A 16,598-nucleotide genomic window follows, 5' to 3' on the forward strand; every position below is an offset into this window, starting at 1 on the left:
AAAAACGATATGGTATTTGCACAGCCACTTTGTATGTGCTGAGCTTTGTGCTTTAATCCCCATAAACACCTTTCCTTATTTCAGTTACGTATATTAGCTTGAACATCTATAGCGTAACGGAAAGGTGTTTTTCTTGGTATAACCTCGGGTCTCCACCCGCATAGCGGGTGGTTTTATGTTTAAGCAGCTGACGCTACTTAAACTGGCTAAAGCCATAAATACGAAAAAGGCCGCAACAAAGTGCGGCCTTTACAATTGTTATTTAAATTTTCATTTCTATCGGTACGTAATAGCAGATGCTGCAAGAGCCAAATGAAATAAGCCCCGATAAGAATATTGGGGCTTATTAGCTTTAGCGCTTATTCGCAACTTTAACTGATTAGTACACTACCATAGCTTTTTGCGTACGCGTAAGCTTTTTGTGCTCTCGTATTTCATCATCCATTTCTAACTTAATATCGAGCATAGCCAGACATCCCTGTACAAAACTTTCTCCCTTTTGTAACCGGGAACGCACTTCAATATCCGATACTTCAAGTAAACGCGCTATAGACCGTTTGGAAAGCCCTAAAGCGTAGTACATAAATAAAACTTCAATTTCTTCAGACTTATCTACCGTTTGCAGCTTTGCTATACAAGCATCAATGATCAAGCCGTCGTTATCACAGCAGTTTTCTTACGTACGCTAACCAAAAAAATAACCTAACGAGAAGTAATATTGATCTTGGTTATGAACTCTTATTCTTACACCATGAAATAAAAAGATTCAGTGTTCCTCCCCAAAAAATACCATCAAGAATGCCGCTCAATAACCCGAAGAATAAATTATAATGTAATGAGTGTAGCAATATTGGGTAAATATTCAATAAAGCCATCATAAGAAACTTACTTACAAAAGTAATCATGATCACTATCAATATCAAAGGCGTACCTGGGCGAATAATTAAGTTGCTGTTAGTTTTTTTTCTTAATCGTGGTTGTGATCTCCATAGTATCCAACCAATAGTAGTACCGAAAATCAGACCGATTCCCATCATCACCAGTGATAAATTTGAGAAGTAGGTTTCCGTGAGAACACTATGTATTCCCCAAACTAAAAATACGGTAGGCAGCAAGAAAATGCGCCCTATACTCATTTCACGGTCTGAAAGAGCTTTAATGCCTCTTATGACAAGAAATACAAGCAGAATCCAGACCCATATAGGTGTGTCTTTTATAATAGTGATGTATTGTGGCATGTTGTCACTCATTAGTTTTTTTGTATGAGAAGTTTATCATTAAGGTGATTTTGCTTTCTTTCTGTAATAATCCCTCATTATTTAGGGTAAATATTTAGATACAAGCATGGTGAAAACAATAGTGCTTAAAGATAGTAAGCGGGAATGCTACTTTGATGTAAAAATGTAACCTATGATCCCATTTATTACAAGAACAAAAAGCCATATTAATGTTATATTTTATAAATTTTATAAAAAACAACATGATTGAACTTATCTTCTGAAAGCGAATCTCACGACTATGCAATCGTGAATAGCTTTTTTATGATTAAATTGGCTATAGCAATAATAGATAAAATTGTGTAACAGAAACTTGCAGGATAGTCAGAAATTAATGAAATCCAATCGAAACAATCGCTAATAAAAATAAATATAAAATTTGATAAATCTCATAAAGTTATCGGTTCATACGATGAAATAAGATGACGATTAATTACGATTAGAAAGGCTAAAAGCAAACCCCAAATTGTAAATTTTGTTTCTATGTTTAATGAAGTAAACATCATATAAGAATAGAGATTCCAGAGAATCAGAGAGATAAAAAATTTTAACAAATTATTCATGGCAGTGCCTACAAGAAGGAAAAACTGCCATTAGTATGACGTTCACCATTTTCATCACAGATAAAAAAATTACCTAACATTCCTTCACTATCAGTTTTGAGTGATACTGTATAATTATGATCAGGTCTTACCGCTTTCAGGAATTTGACTTTGTGTAATTTAATGATATCAGTCTTACTTTCATTCCTTTTACACAGAGAGAAAACAAGATCTATAAGTAATGAGCCGGGGCAAACAGGTTGTCTCGGAAAATGTTCTTGAAACAAATAATGACCTGAATTCAAATGGAAACCATAACAGTGGTTGCTGATAGGCCAGACTTCCCATAGGGAAATAGCAGAGTTTTCAATGGAAATCTCAGCGAAAGGCGTCTTTGATAATTCTACTTCACTGACGATAATGCTGGCTTGCGCAACAATTTTTTCTCTAGATCCTCCACTATAAACTCGGCAGTTAACACGGAAAGTGTTATAGATTCGCTCAAGTCCCCCTTCCACGATCATCTTATTGCCACATGATGCCACCTTACAGGAAAAATGTTCAATCATAACAGGAAGAAAACGCTGCTGCATTTTAGCTGAAAACTGTGAGGATACATAACGAACCGCAAACTGATTTAAGGCTTCAATCAACAGACTAATGGCACTGTGATTTTGATGCCCTTGCCAACTTGAAAGTAGTGCAACACTGGTTGCCATGTCTCTCTTTGGTTCAATACTCAAAGGTAAGCATATTGCAAGAAATTGTGTTTCCATGTTGCACCTTATAACCAGTGTTTCGGAAGTTCTTTGTATTTTTCACGCAATTCCTTCGAACTCATACCAAATGCATGTGCATTGAAACGTTGTCTATAATGACTCAATAGGATAGGTGCTCGACAAACAAAGAAAGCAAGTACGGCAATATAGGGATCAACCTGTCTCTGACTGAGTACACAGCCTAATAAATAATCTACATTAGCGTTTAATCCACAATAAGAGGTAATGGTATTAGCGAGTATTTTATAAGGAGTAAATATATCATTATATTGAGAAAAAAATGCATCAACACGCGTATCTCGTGGCATAACTGGATGGCCGAAGCCCGGATAGGGTTTAGTGGCACAATAGTTATGCATGGCACTCTTGATATTCCCTCGTTTTAAACGAGAAGATAAAGCGTTAAGTTTTTTCGTAACGAGTTGACAAGCACCTAAATGTGACGGACCGGCTGCACATAAAGCCCCTATTAAGGCATAATTAACACTGTTTTTAGTACTGGCAATAAATCTTACTGTCGCGGTGGTTGGTGTAACTATACCGAATCCACCTAATAACAGCGACATCATAAAACTGCTATCAATAGTATTATCAGTACAATCACTAAGTGACGTCAGAAACCATTGACTAAATGCGCGGCAATTTGTTAGTTGTGGAAGAGGAGGGGTGTACTCTTTGCGTCTTGCAAGTTCAGTTAGCCACGGTAACAACAGTATTACCATCAAATCAGATTGATCTTCTGTAATTGATTGTTCGGTAAGAAAAGACTGATCTATTTCTACTTGCATTAGTAGTATGATGAAGCGCTGTAAGGAAGATAATTCTTGGTTGCAGGGTAACAATTGGTGCATTTTTTGAATCCTTACTACACACGCACTGTTTTGTAATACTGTGCTGGCTTTCATTACCAGACTATCCATTTCTTCAAGTGATAAAGTATCACCGCTTAGAGAAAACCAAGTATTTTGTAAGTAGTGATAATTTTTCGCTAAGGTTAAAATGTTTTTCTGGCGAATATATAGAATGTTTTTTTCAATGTCATAGTAATCAATTGAGTTATTTTCCATGTTGTTCTCCATTGAGTGCAGGAAACCGATAAAGTCTCAAATTCATGTCGTTGCGCTCTTTGGTAGCAAACAAATAGTGTTCAAAACTTGTTGAACCTCTAAATTGAGAGTGATAAAGAAAATGAGGGATTCGCTCGATTACATTTACAATATCAATAGCTGAATTGAGAATGGCAGCATAAACGTTTCCTTTGTTTACGATAGACGATGAGAGCAGAATCAGATCAATGCCAGCATAGTTAAAATTCTCTCCAGCTTCAGTGATAAACGTTGCTCGTTCAACAGCCACTCCTTTATGGTGCCGCCAGTTTTCAAATACTTCCCGAGCTGACTCAATAGCATCTTTGTCGTAATCAATTGCAGTGACCTTGGCATTTGTATATTTCATCCACATCAGAATCGATGCAGGCATGGGGCCACAGCCAATATGACATATATGCTTAGGTGATTGTTCTAATAATTCTCTTTCGTCGAAATATAATGAGCGATAATGCTCAGTATAGAATTTTAGATTTTCACTTAAAGTAGATACTTCATTCCCGGTTAGTGTTTTTTTTCCACACATAAAACTGGCAATAATTGTTTCATGATTTTTCTCATCGAGAATAATTTTATTATCCAATTTTGAAAGTAATTGCTCCTGATTATGGCTAAATTTATGATATAAATCAGGATGATTTCTTTTAACAAACAAAAGATCATCACGTATTTGTTTTACTATAAGATCAAACTCTGGTAGTAATCCAGATTGTTTTTTTATAGGGTAACCTATTGCCTGATTTATTTTATCTATTATGTCATTTAACATAATTTAATATCCTTTTGTCTATTATTAAAATAGGCTTTCCCCTTAATAAAAGGGGAAAGCTTTCCTGCCTAATTTGTGTTATCCCTCCCCACTCCATGAGGAAAATTTATACAAATTAAGGTTCGTATCGTAACGTTCTTTAGTCGCTAACTGATAACGTTCAAAACCTTTCGGACGGCAGAATTCTAAGCTATAAAAGTACCTAGGTGTCCTTTCAATGATGCTCACTGTATCCTTATCTGAATTAAGAATGGCAGAAAAAACGCCTTCTTTGTTTAAGATAGCCCTGGAAATGATAATCAGATCCATACCCGCATAATTGAAATTTTCTCCTTTTGTGGCAACAAATGTTGCTCGGTCAGCAGAGATTTGTTTAGGCCGTCTCCAGGTTTCAAATACCGCACGGGCTGACTCAACAGAATATTTGTCATGGTCAATTGCTGTTATGTGTGCATCAGTATATTTCAACCACATTAGAACTGATGAAGGCATTGGTCCGCATCCAACATGACAGACATATTTAGGGTGGGAAAGAACATTCTTCAATAAGTCTTTCTCATCAAAATATAATGAACGGTTACGCTCAATATAGTAATTTTTCATTTTATCTACGGCTGAAGCTTCATCTCCAGAGAATGGCAACGTCCCAGTCATATAGTCAGCAATCATCATTTCCCAATTTTTACTATATGCTAGTGCTTTATTATCTAAAACTGACAGCAGCTGTGACTGAATTTCACAAAATCTATTATATTGACTAGGGTCATACTTTTTTACATCTAGAAGGTCATCACGTATTTTTGTGGTAAGCTCATTAAATTTTGGTGATAACGAGTATTTCTCTATTGGATAATTTATTGCTTCATTTATCTTATTTATTATATCATCAAACATGATTTAACTCCGATTATCTATGATTAACAAATGCTTTCCTCGTGGAGATAGAGAAAAGTCGTTATAGTCTGTTTTAATTAAACAAACATTTCCTCGCTTTCTACTATAAACTTCAGCTAACTCTGGTATATTTCGTATTTCTTCTTCTAGGCTATCTAAATCAACTTTATCATTTTCTTTAGACAAAACTTTTATCATGAGACATTCTTTACCCTTATTATCAGAAGATAATTCAATTTGTATTTTAGCATCGGGTAATTTATTGACAATAAGGCGTGTTATTTTTTTACAATTAACAACATTCCCCATGAAGTTAAATTCATCTATATGACGTCTGATATCAGTTAAGAGCAGATTCTCGTTTCTATAACTGATTTTTGCATTATCACCAGTAGGGTATCGGATCAAACGATATGACGCTGTGTGATCCAATGAAGTAACTAACAACCCAAACTTATTATCATATTCAAAAAAGAAGTCCTCTTTAAAGAGAATATATTGATCATGATTCTCAGTAGAAAGTCCCAGAAAACCACACTCAGACAACCCATACAGTCCAATAATTTTTAAATCATTCCCTAATATATCCAGAATATATTTTTCCTGGTCTTTTCGAAGGGATTCACCAGTGAAAACTATCTTTTTTATTGATAATGAAATATCAAAATACTTCATTGCCTCAATAAATTGAATAATTGAGGCAGGCACACCAAATAATACGGAAAGACCAACTTCTACGAGAAAATGAAAATGTTTTTTATCTAAGAGTCTAATATCTCCGATTGGAATTACATTGGCATGACAGTATTTTGCTATTTCACAGGCAGAGTAGTGTAATGATGAGAACAAATTAATCGTAAACAGATTACCTACTACGTCCTGGCAAGTAAAAACTTGTTGTTTTTTTAGCCTGACAATAAGATTATGTTCACTATTGGAAGCTGAATTTTTACTCACTTTGAAAGCAGTCCGTACAGCCTTCATTGTTCCTGTGGTTCCGCTGGTTGTGCCTATCAAGGCAGGAAAAGAAGCCGCTTCTATCGGTGTATTCACAGGTAAAAGTATTTGCTTGTTTACAGGCACTATACTGCAAAATTCTTGATAATCAGAAAAATAGAGTTGTGTTATTGTTGCCAGACGTTCCCGTTCACTCTGGAATAGTTGTGAATTGTCATAATTTTTCATATTACACCTTCTTTTTTATAAGAATTTCACAACCTAAAGCACCTATCCCGGTTCCTTTTTTCACATGGTATTCAATGTTTTTCATCTGGCATGAGGATAGTAGTGACTGAATTTGTTCTAACATATATTTCTCATCGATACTCATATTGGGAACACCACATTTTTCTCGCTCTTCGTTAAATAACTTAATGGCTTTTTCATCTGCATCAGCCAATGGTTCATGAATAATGGCAATCCCACCTTTATCCAATACACGACATATTTCCTGTAAACCTTTTTGGGGTTCTGACCAATGATGAATAATTGACCTTCCATAAACTAATGAGAATATCTGTTCATTAAATGGTAATGCACTGGCACTACCTTCATACACGGTTATTTTCGATTGTAACGCGTGTTTTTTTATTTTCTCCCTACAGAAAGTAACCATACGTAAATCAAGATCAATTCCGTTTAAGTGGTAATGGATAAGTTCTGGAGCATCTAATAAATTAAAAAGCATATGGCCTGTCCCCATGCCCACATCCAATAAACTATTTTTTTCTGAGGTGATAGTTGCCATCTCTTCAAGAAGGCGTTTTCTAAGATAGAAGTTCCATATTGAAGTTCCTACAATTGCAAAATTTTCGTATTGCTCAGGAGTTAAAGCAACAAATAAATCTTTCATTATTCATGTCCTTATAGTGTATGAATAGAAAATAAAATCACCTAATCTAATGCATTATTGTGATGTTTGTCTATGTGATTGAAATTAGGTTTTACCTATAAACATGACTTACCACATGACGCATATTTAATTTATTTTTTAATTTAAATACTTTTATATTTCAATATCTGAAAATAAATAATTTTTCGAAAACATTAGGGCGCTTATGTAGATACTATTGTTACACTAACGAATTACTATCATCTAAGACAGAAACAAGAGAGTCATTCATTAACGTAACCGCAATTATTGAACCATCAATCTCGTAATAAGTACAGTGTATTTTTGGAATTTTAAGTTTAATTTCACTCCCAACATAAATAAATGTGCACAGTTGATCATCGAATTTTTCCAACACATAATCGTCAATATTAAAGGTAAATGGCTGAAAATAAAATAATGCTTTATAGATACTTTCCATACAGCAAAAAACAACTGTTGATAAGTAAATTTTATCTGTATTTGGGTTTAAATAACTCTCATATTTTCGTAGATAATCAATCATAAAATGGCGTACTTTTCTATGATAATAAAGATACTCAATATCAACACCAATATAGCCAACTTCCGGTATATGACTTAAGAGCAGTGCAGTAAGCTGCTTACCATGACTGACACTGTAATAGCTGTTAACAGCAGCATAATCAGTACTAAAAAGCTCTTTTAATAAGATTAAACTATATTGCTTAGCAAATTCTCGTTGGCGTATAGTATTACTGGCTTGGCTCATAAAAGAAGGTAACTTTATAGGGTAATGTTTTTTTTCATTTAGCAAAGTATTTTCAGTATATGAAAACAAGCAAAGAAACAGATTTGATTTTAAATTAATAAAAACCCTTATCATTTTACCCCCGATGATATGAATTTTATTTTACCTGTATTAGTTGTAGGAATAAAGGGGATAGTATTTACTATAAAGTCGTAACGGTGCCAAGACTGTAATAGCAAATTCTTTATATTACTAACCATTTCTTTTTCCACAGTTGATTCGATATTTATCTCAATGAAACCTTCAGAGTTTTTGCTAAAGTAGTGACGGACGTAACCAAGTTCCTGCATAATTTGATTAGATATTTCTTTTTCAGGGAAAAATTTTCCATTAATTTTAAACTCGTTCACAGTACGTGAAATCCAATAATAACAATCGTCACTATCTTTTTCGAAGAGATCACCAGAGTTAAACCATCCATCATTATGTAAGAGAGTCAGGTTACTATCGACATACCCATCGGCAGAATATGGTGTTTGATAGTACATTTGACTAAAGCCAGTTGTAAAATCAGTGTTTTTTTTCAATTGAATTTGAATTTCGTCAGATATAACAAAACCTGGAGCGACCACGCTATTACGGCTTCTTTTTTCGATATCACTGGTCGTTTCAAATTTATGGCAAAATAAACGAGGACCAGATTCAGTCTGACCAAAATTGTTCCATAATACATCACAACAATTCATTATTTGTGTCGCTTGAAAGGTAAGTAAACAATCTGATGCATTTAGAACAGTTGCTAACCGTGTACGGCTTTCAGTTAGTACTTTACTTAGTGGAAGCATCAAATCACCAATCAAGGGCAGGGTATTGATAGAATAAAAATGGATTATCTCATTAATACTGCTCAATCGATAGTGTTCGAATATTAATCCTCCTTCTGAAATTAGAGTGCTTAACATAGTAGATAGCCCATACATATACTGTACAGGAAAAATACACAGGGTATTATTGTCAGAAGTTATCTTCAGATAACACCGGACTTTTTCAGCATTCTCGGTAAGTCTAATTTCCTTGTATTGCATCAGCTTGGGCTTACCGGTTGTCCCAGAAGTCATAAAGTAAAAATAGGCATATGGAAACGGAGTAAAATCGTATGTAGATCTGATATAATTTGAACCAGAACAATGAGAAGTAAGGACAATCTTCTTATTTATAGGGATTCTTGCTTGACATGCTGGATTCATTACGTAAGCAGCAATATTATCCTCTTTTACCAACATTTGGACTGTGGTGATATCACGGATATTCACAATCATCGCTTTTAGTTTAAGTGCAGAAGCAAGGAAATAATAGAGCATTCCTTCTAAGTTGTTTCTGATTAGAAAAACGAATAGCGCTTCTCGATTAGTCTTATAATGAGCAGAGTGAATGAAGATCTGTGTGATACCACTTTGCACCATTGCCGTAAAATCGGCACCATTATAACTTTCATTTTTAACTTTAACGCGCCAATTGTTCTGTAATAAAGATACGATAGTTAACATATCAATTATTCTCAATAATGTTAGGGTTGCCGAGTACTAAGCTGGCTGCACTACCACCCATACCAAATGAATTTTTTATCGCATAATGCAAAGGCATATAAGTATGTTGTCTAACTAGCGAGATATGTTCCGGCAATTGGGAATCTGGTTCATCAAGGTTTAAAATACCGGGTAAGAAATTATGCTGAAATGCTACAATAACAGTAAGTATTTCCATAGCTCCAGCTGTCGCGATCAGATGACCATGATTTGATTTGGTTGCAATAATTGCCGGCTGATGTTCACCAAATACTCTGGAAATAGCCCGGGATTCATGAAGATCATTTTGTACCGTTGATGTACCGTGAGCACTAACAAAATCGATATGACTCTTAGCAATCTTCGCATCTTTCAGTGCCCTTTCCATCGAAAGCCTCATTTCTAGTTCATCATGGTGTGGAGCCACTATATTTTCAGCGCACAAGGAACTGCCATATCCCAGTAACCGCACCAGTGATATTCCTTGGCGTGCTCGAACGGCTGATTCTTTTTCAATAACAAATAAAACTGCACCTTCTGCTAATACAAAACCACTACGATTGCGATCAAAGGGACGTGACAGTTGTGAACCCGTATAACGATTATCAGTCGTAATGACCCCCATCCCTTCTAAGCGTGCCACATTTAATGGAGTAACCTTAGCAGAAACCCCTCCTGTGATAGCCGCCTTTATCTGGCCTCTCTGGATAGCACGCATAGCCAATCCAATACTTTGCGTTGAAGCTGAACAAAGTCCAAGATGAGCAAAACTGGTGCCAGTGTACGGAATAATATTATGAATAGATTTAAGAATGGCACCGCATTCTAGGTCGAATAATTCTCTGACTTTAAAATGTTCAATTGATGCTTTGATACGATTTTCTCTAGTGGCATTCAGTGGTAGTTTTTTAGTAAATTCAATACACTGATCTATATCCATAGCAGGTTCATCTGTGCCAATTATACAACCTATTTCATTGGATGAATAATAATCCATTAACCTTATCTGACGGGAAAGTTCAATAGCTGCTTTTTCTGCATAGAAAAGCTCACCATTACGGAAATGTTTTTTCTTTGGCCACTGAAGTAATTCATTCCCTTCATCGGGTATGCCAGCATAAGATGAACTCAGAGAGTGATGGTCAAATTTTTTAATAGGCTTAACTCCACTGATATTATTTTTCAAATTTAAATATATATCTTCCAATTTATTACCGAGTGGAGTGATTGCACTATATAAACTAATACACAACGGGTCGAAAGGTAGATTTTTATCCATTTTCACGTCACTTTTTAGTTAAAAAAACACATCCCAAACCGTAATTTATTCCTGTGCCATTTAACAATAATCTACAGCCATTAGGAATTTCCGGGTCATTCAGGCAACATAGAATATCAAGGATATTGTTTAGCCTACCAGTATAACCTGTAATTAACTTGTAATTCATAACTTTTGCATCTGGAAATATCTTTTCTATTGAATTATACTCAGCTTCTTTTTGTTCTAAAATCCCATTATCATAACTGATTATTATATCGGGAGTACCGTGTTTCTTTTTTTGTTCGATAAAAATATTTTTCCAATCTTCATGTGTGTATTTTACTTTCGGGGCATAATGAATAATAATGGAAATTATTTCAGCTAGTGCTTCATGCGGATCATGATCCAAATGGAGAATAACACTACCCCAGCTAGGAATAATACCTGAGTTCATTGACGTATTTTCACGAATTTCACCAAATTTACCAAACACGGTTAAGATATCAGAACTTAACATATTTGCGCTATTTATAATTAATACTCCTTGCTTAACATCATTATGAATAATGTCTTCTTTGGCCATTTTTAAAGCACTCATGCCACTTAATGATGCGGAACGCAAAGGAATTCCCTCTTCATGATTAGAGAGTATCTTGGAAATATGATAAAGAGGATTAGTCGGCAATAAGCGAAGCATTTCCAATGGGTTATCTAACTTATTAAAATAAGATAGATTTTTCCAAAAATCATCAGCCCCTTTATGAACAACCTCTTTCAACGTATTCAAATTATGTTCCTCACTATCACAAGCTGAGTAAAGTCTTGCTTTTGATAAAAATTTAAGATTGGTTTTTTTCCCCAGATCAGCTAATGCATTGATTGATAATTTAGATATAGTATTTAATACAGCCCGATCTTCTCGTTTAATCAATGTAGGATCACTGATAGAAATTTTAGATTCAGAATAAATATTTACTAATGGAAAATTTCTAGCCGTTTTAGATTTATAGGTCATTAATGAAAGTAAATCTGTACTACTTTTAGCATACTGATGATAAACACCATAATTTTTAATATATGATCTTCTCATATTTTATTCCTAGTTTTGTAGAGAATGAACTAATTTTTGATTTATATAATAAATAGTGAAGTATTTGTATAATTCTTTAAACTCTATTTCAAAATCATTAATTACAGCCTTATTGGAAAATTTTAGTTGTCTGTTTAGATGGGAAATCCCTTCGGATGTCCATTTTTTATCTTTAAATGAATAGTTTTCTTCCAGTGTAGCCATTTTATTTATAGGCCATAAGGTATCAGGGGTAATGTCAATATTAAGATTTTTCTTCAACTCAAAAGAAAAATCAATAAAATCGATAGATGTCATATCATAATCTAAGAACAATGACTTATTTACATCTATTTTTGTATCTTCACTAATGTACATAACGTCTTTGAATACTTTTTCTATCACAGAAATATACATATTATATTAACCTCTCACCGTTTCCTAATGTTAACGTGATACCTGTAGTAGTTATTTGGTTATTAATAAAAGAGTTTATAGTATTAACAATGTCTTGTGGTAAAAGTAGTTGACGGGTGGGGATGTTTTTTTCAATGTCACGTAAAGTGATACCTTTTTTATCACAATATTCTTTCAACATATGTGTTTTTATATAACCGGGGCTAAGGCATAAAGTTCGTATGTTAAATCTTGCAAACTCTAATGCTATATTCGACATATATCGCTCCATAGCCATTTTTGTTGCTCCATAGACACTATTACCAATATTTGTCTTGTGAGCAGCCACGGAACTAATATAAATAAATTTTGCTTCTGATTCTTTGTATAATTTCATGTTTTTAGCAATAACATTAAAAATAAGTGTAGCAGAAATAAAATTTATCCAGGTGATGTTTTTTATAGTATCTGGATCTAAATCATCACACAGTTTAGCTGGGTTAATCCCTGCACAATAAATTGTTACATTAATTTTTTCGCTCTCAATAAGTTGACAGAATTCAGTGACTCGTTCTTCGTTCATTAAATTAAGTTGTACTGGCTTTACGCGATCACCATATTTTTCTTCTATATTTTTTACTTTTTCGTCTCCTTTCCACCAAGTAAACATAATATCATAACCTTGTTTAATTAGATCATTAATTACCGCCTCCCCTATTTCTGAAGTGCCAGCCAAAATTAGTGCCGAACGTTTATTTGTTAATTTCAATTCACTATCAACAATAAATTTCATAATAAAATCCCATCAAAATAGAATAGTAATTTACTTTATCGGAACGTTATTTCCCATAATCAGTTACATTTTTCTTTATCAATCACATTGGTTGACTTTTATATTATTATTCTTATGTTATCATTTTTATGAGTAATTACTTTAGATGGTTCTGTCGCATTAGCGAAACATCAGGTGAGTTCCACTAATGTGACAGAACCACAAAATGCGACCTCTACAATTATTATTTAGATTTTCACTTCTATCGGTACGTAATAGCAGATGCTGCAAGAGCCGAATCATAACCACCCGCATAGCGGGTGGTTTGCTCTAGCCCTATAAGGGCATATTACCGACTGCGCCTAAATGACGCCCTTTCTCTTCGTTCAAGATAAGTGTCTTTGCTTCTTTGGCTTACCCCTTGAAGGGGTCTTCATGCTCTCGTGTACTTAACTTATCCTGCATTAAATCTGACTTTTCTTGCTCTCTGATGTATTTTCGGATTGTGGCTTCATTTAGCCCTACCGTACTCACGTAGTATCCTTCTGACCAAAACTTCCTGTTGCCAAACTTGTATTTTAAATTGGCGTGCCTATCGAATATCATCAATGCGCTTTTACCTTTTAGATATCCCATAAAACTTGAAACACTTATTTTAGGTGGGATACTCACCAGGATATGGACGTGATCTGGCATGAGATGCCCTTCGATGATTTCTACTCCTTTATACTGACAAAGGTCTCGTAAAATCTCACCTATACTCGAACGGATACGGGTAAAAATGACTTTTCGTCTGTATTTCGGCGAAAAGACGATGTGGTATTTGCACAGCCACTTTGTATGTGCTGAGCTTTGTGCTTTAATTCCCATAAACACCTTTCCTTATTTGAGTTACGTATATTAGCTTGAACATCTATATCGTAACGGAAAGGTGTTTTTCTTGGTATAACCCTTGATTTCCACCCGCATAGCGGGTGGTTTTATGTTTAAGAAGCTGACGCTACTTAAACTGGCTAAAGCCATAATGAAATAAGCCCCGATAAGAATATCGGGGCTTATTAGCTTTAGCGCTTATTCGCAACTTTAACTGATTAGTACACTACCATAGCTTTTTGCGTACGCGTAAGCTTTTTGTGCTCTCGTATTTCATCATCCATTTCTAACTTAATATCGAGCATAGCCAGACATCCCTGTACAAAACTTTCTCCCTTTTGTAACCGGGAACGCACTTCAATATCCGATACTTCAAGTAAACGCGCTATGGACCGTTTGGAAAGCCCTAAAGCGTAGTACATAAATAAAACTTCAATTTCTTCAGACTTATCTACCGTTTGCAGCTTTGCTATACAGGCATCAATGATCAAGCCGTCGTTATCACAGCAGGAAGGACGCAATGGACGAGTTGACGTAATCAAACCTTTAAATCCAGCAGCGATTGGTGGCCAATTGACACCTGTGTCATCATCAACCCAACCGCCCCAACGCTCTAAAACTTGTTGAATATTGCGCATACATTTTGACCTTTTAACTTTTAGTAACAAATAGTAGTAAAAATTATTTTCGGAATGGTCTCATGCATCCATGCATTCGGTATTATAACAAATTTCTCATTCTCTATTTCTGTGTTTCTTTGCTGCTTAACCACATCGTTTAAATACATCCTCTTACTGAGTCTATTAAATGAAAATACTAAACACCCTCTATTCCGACCAGGCTTAACTTTAGAGGTAAACTCAGAGCATCGTTGTTAATCCAAATGGTTACAAGGTGTTTTCTTCCTCATCTAAATATTTCTTATTTAACTTTATAAGCTTCTCTTAATCCTCTAATATATCTTCTCTGAAAACACTCAGAACCTAAAATAACAAGAATATTTTTTACTACTTTTCGAAAATCTTCAAACAACATACCAGCTCCTTTTATTATAAGATAAAAAAATACATTAAATAAAAAATAGCACAAATTTTTTATTTCACAGATATTAAAGTGTAAAAAACATTCTGGATCGGCTTTAAAATCAGTCGTAAAATGCAAGTTTCTACACCGAAATCAACGATACAGAAATCATACTGTTGGTATGGCAATAAACGACAAACCAGCGTAAATACGGGATTTAACCAACAGTGCTTCAAATATCTTAACCAGATTAAACAAAGTATTTAAGGCATAAATAGGACTAATGTTGACAACAGCAAATTACCAATTATCGGGTAAATATCCATGCGAAAAGTTTTAACGCTATCAAATATATCTGTCTTTGACCAACGAGTTTTTTAACTCACACTATTCAATAAGACAGTTCGCAGAAAATATTTTTCTAGTCTAAAGCTACTTTTATCTAATACGTTTTTACAATATCAATACCTTCCGCTATCTCTGCCATGCCTCATCTCTTTTTTTCCCGACGCTCATCAGACTAATAGATAAATACACGCCATAGCAAACATTTTCTTACGCCTGAAAGACTGACATCACAAACACTAATATTTTTCTCTGTTAACTTTGACAAGCATAAATAAACCCGTATCACCTGAAAGTTTGTATTTATTTTATTTCGGGTTTATCTGTTTCAATCTGATGAACTGTTAATTTTATGCAGGTATCTATACCTTTAATTTAATACTCGTTTTAACAAGAAATTTTAACGAAAAACAGCGGGGTTTTTTGGATATATAGCCTGGATATATAAACAGTATTTCTGTGCGACAGGCATGAAAAAAGCCGCCATCTTCTAAAAATATGGCGGCTTCTCATTTGATTTGGTGCCGGCTACCGGAGTCGAACTGGTGACCTACTGATTACAAGTCAGTTGCTCTACCAACTGAGCTAAGCCGGCGTATTTCAGGGGCAGCCCCTGAAAACGAGCGCAGTATATGACAATCTGATGCAAACAATCAAGCATAAATAATAAATTATGTAAAAACACCGCCAAAACCCTATCATTAGTGGACTATTCAACGACATACAACTATCTCAAGGCACTTTGGCAAAGCTACTGCCGCGTATTCTCGGCATCAAAAAACGCATCACTTCTGACAAATCAGAAATAACAAAGAAATGCTTTATTACAATTTGTCACCTATCAGAAGATAGCCACTGGTCATAAAGCAGCCTTATTGTCTGACAGCAATGGAAGACAGGACATTCAAAATCGCCAAATTATATGAAGGTTTGTTAGCATGTTAAAAAGCAAATATTCAAAAAAGGCAACAAAACAAGTTTTCAAAAAGTGGATAGGAAACTATGCCAGTACCCAATTAGGCTTCTTTCTAACACGCCAAAGGCGAGCTATAGCAGATTTTCTATCCCTAACCAAACAGCAATCTTTCTACTTAGCTTTAATTTATTACCATCCGGAAATAGTTGACTGCTATAAATGCAATATGATATTTAAATTAGATGCAAATCAAAAAAACTAAATCAGGTATGCGCCAGGGCGCGAGCATACTTTTTTACCCCCCCCCCTTGAATGAACCGTAATTATATGATCTCATTCTCCTTATTTTTCTTTTTAATACTCGCCCATGAATCCGAACCAGACCCTGATTGAACATTTAACCGTTGTGAA

At 34.7% G+C, this 16,598-nt stretch carries 15 protein-coding genes, 1 tRNA gene and 2 pseudogenes; all 18 read right to left on the reverse strand.

What is annotated here, in order from left to right:
- Positions 1–63: pseudogene (locus ACGF49_RS22695) on the reverse strand (IS200/IS605 family transposase); the annotation flags it as partial.
- Positions 64–379: 316 nt separating this feature from the next.
- Positions 380–661 (reverse strand): annotated as a pseudogene (locus ACGF49_RS22700) (antiterminator Q family protein); the annotation flags it as partial.
- 67 nt (positions 662–728) lie between these two features.
- Positions 729–1,238: a DUF6622 family protein gene (locus ACGF49_RS22705; protein ID WP_228903045.1), complete on the reverse strand. Its 510-nt coding sequence runs from the start codon at positions 1,236–1,238 to the stop codon at positions 729–731.
- A 610-nt stretch (positions 1,239–1,848) separates the two neighbouring features.
- Positions 1,849–2,595: a hypothetical protein gene (locus tag ACGF49_RS22710; protein ID WP_262978552.1), complete on the reverse strand. Its 747-nt coding sequence runs from the start codon at positions 2,593–2,595 to the stop codon at positions 1,849–1,851.
- Positions 2,596–2,603: 8 nt separating this feature from the next.
- Entirely contained in the window at positions 2,604–3,665 is a 1,062-nt protein-coding gene (locus ACGF49_RS22715) for a citrate/2-methylcitrate synthase (RefSeq protein ID WP_387492921.1), read from the reverse strand.
- Positions 3,655–4,473 carry a class I SAM-dependent methyltransferase gene (locus ACGF49_RS22720; protein WP_113044302.1) on the reverse strand — a complete coding sequence of 273 codons (819 nt, stop codon included), beginning with the start codon at positions 4,471–4,473 and terminating at the stop codon, positions 3,655–3,657. Before ACGF49_RS22720 ends, ACGF49_RS22715 begins: the two co-directional genes overlap by 11 nt.
- A 78-nt stretch (positions 4,474–4,551) precedes the next feature.
- On the reverse strand, positions 4,552–5,367 hold the full coding sequence (locus ACGF49_RS22725) for a hypothetical protein (protein ID WP_349010668.1): 816 nt from the start codon (positions 5,365–5,367) through the stop codon (positions 4,552–4,554).
- A 3-nt stretch (positions 5,368–5,370) separates the two neighbouring features.
- Entirely contained in the window at positions 5,371–6,552 is a 1,182-nt protein-coding gene (locus ACGF49_RS22730; protein WP_113044304.1) for an AMP-binding protein, read from the reverse strand.
- A gap of 1 nt (position 6,553) precedes the next feature.
- Positions 6,554–7,219, reverse strand: coding sequence for a class I SAM-dependent methyltransferase (locus tag ACGF49_RS22735; protein ID WP_262978550.1), 666 nt, complete (start codon positions 7,217–7,219; stop codon positions 6,554–6,556).
- Between the two features lie 220 nt (positions 7,220–7,439).
- Entirely contained in the window at positions 7,440–8,102 is a 663-nt protein-coding gene (locus ACGF49_RS22740; RefSeq protein WP_262978549.1) for a hypothetical protein, read from the reverse strand.
- A complete protein-coding gene (locus ACGF49_RS22745) occupies positions 8,099–9,514 on the reverse strand; it encodes an AMP-binding protein (protein ID WP_113044307.1) in 1,416 nt (471 codons plus the stop codon). Before ACGF49_RS22745 ends, ACGF49_RS22740 begins: the two co-directional genes overlap by 4 nt.
- Position 9,515: 1 nt before the next feature.
- Positions 9,516–10,811, reverse strand: a complete 1,296-nt coding sequence (locus ACGF49_RS22750) for a beta-ketoacyl-[acyl-carrier-protein] synthase family protein (protein ID WP_228903161.1) — start codon at positions 10,809–10,811, stop codon at positions 9,516–9,518.
- 7 nt (positions 10,812–10,818) lie between these two features.
- On the reverse strand, positions 10,819–11,883 hold the full coding sequence (locus ACGF49_RS22755; protein ID WP_113044309.1) for a hypothetical protein: 1,065 nt from the start codon (positions 11,881–11,883) through the stop codon (positions 10,819–10,821).
- A gap of 9 nt (positions 11,884–11,892) precedes the next feature.
- Complete coding sequence (locus tag ACGF49_RS22760; protein WP_113044310.1) at positions 11,893–12,279, reverse strand: acyl carrier protein; 387 nt, start codon at positions 12,277–12,279, stop codon at positions 11,893–11,895.
- A gap of 1 nt (position 12,280) precedes the next feature.
- Positions 12,281–13,051 carry an SDR family oxidoreductase gene (locus ACGF49_RS22765; protein ID WP_262978548.1) on the reverse strand — a complete coding sequence of 257 codons (771 nt, stop codon included), beginning with the start codon at positions 13,049–13,051 and terminating at the stop codon, positions 12,281–12,283.
- 393 nt (positions 13,052–13,444) lie between these two features.
- Positions 13,445–13,900 carry an IS200/IS605-like element ISPlu5 family transposase gene (gene tnpA, locus ACGF49_RS22770; RefSeq protein WP_271859106.1) on the reverse strand — a complete coding sequence of 152 codons (456 nt, stop codon included), beginning with the start codon at positions 13,898–13,900 and terminating at the stop codon, positions 13,445–13,447.
- A 221-nt stretch (positions 13,901–14,121) separates the two neighbouring features.
- A complete protein-coding gene (locus ACGF49_RS22775) occupies positions 14,122–14,541 on the reverse strand; it encodes an antiterminator Q family protein (RefSeq protein ID WP_036840887.1) in 420 nt (139 codons plus the stop codon).
- 1,249 nt (positions 14,542–15,790) lie between these two features.
- Positions 15,791–15,866, reverse strand: a tRNA-Thr gene (locus ACGF49_RS22780).
- Positions 15,867–16,598: the final 732 nt, after the last annotated feature.

Origin of the sequence: Photorhabdus sp. RM96S, assembly GCF_042879335.1 — a bacterium.
GTDB classification, from domain to species: Bacteria; Pseudomonadota; Gammaproteobacteria; order Enterobacterales; family Enterobacteriaceae; genus Photorhabdus; species Photorhabdus kayaii.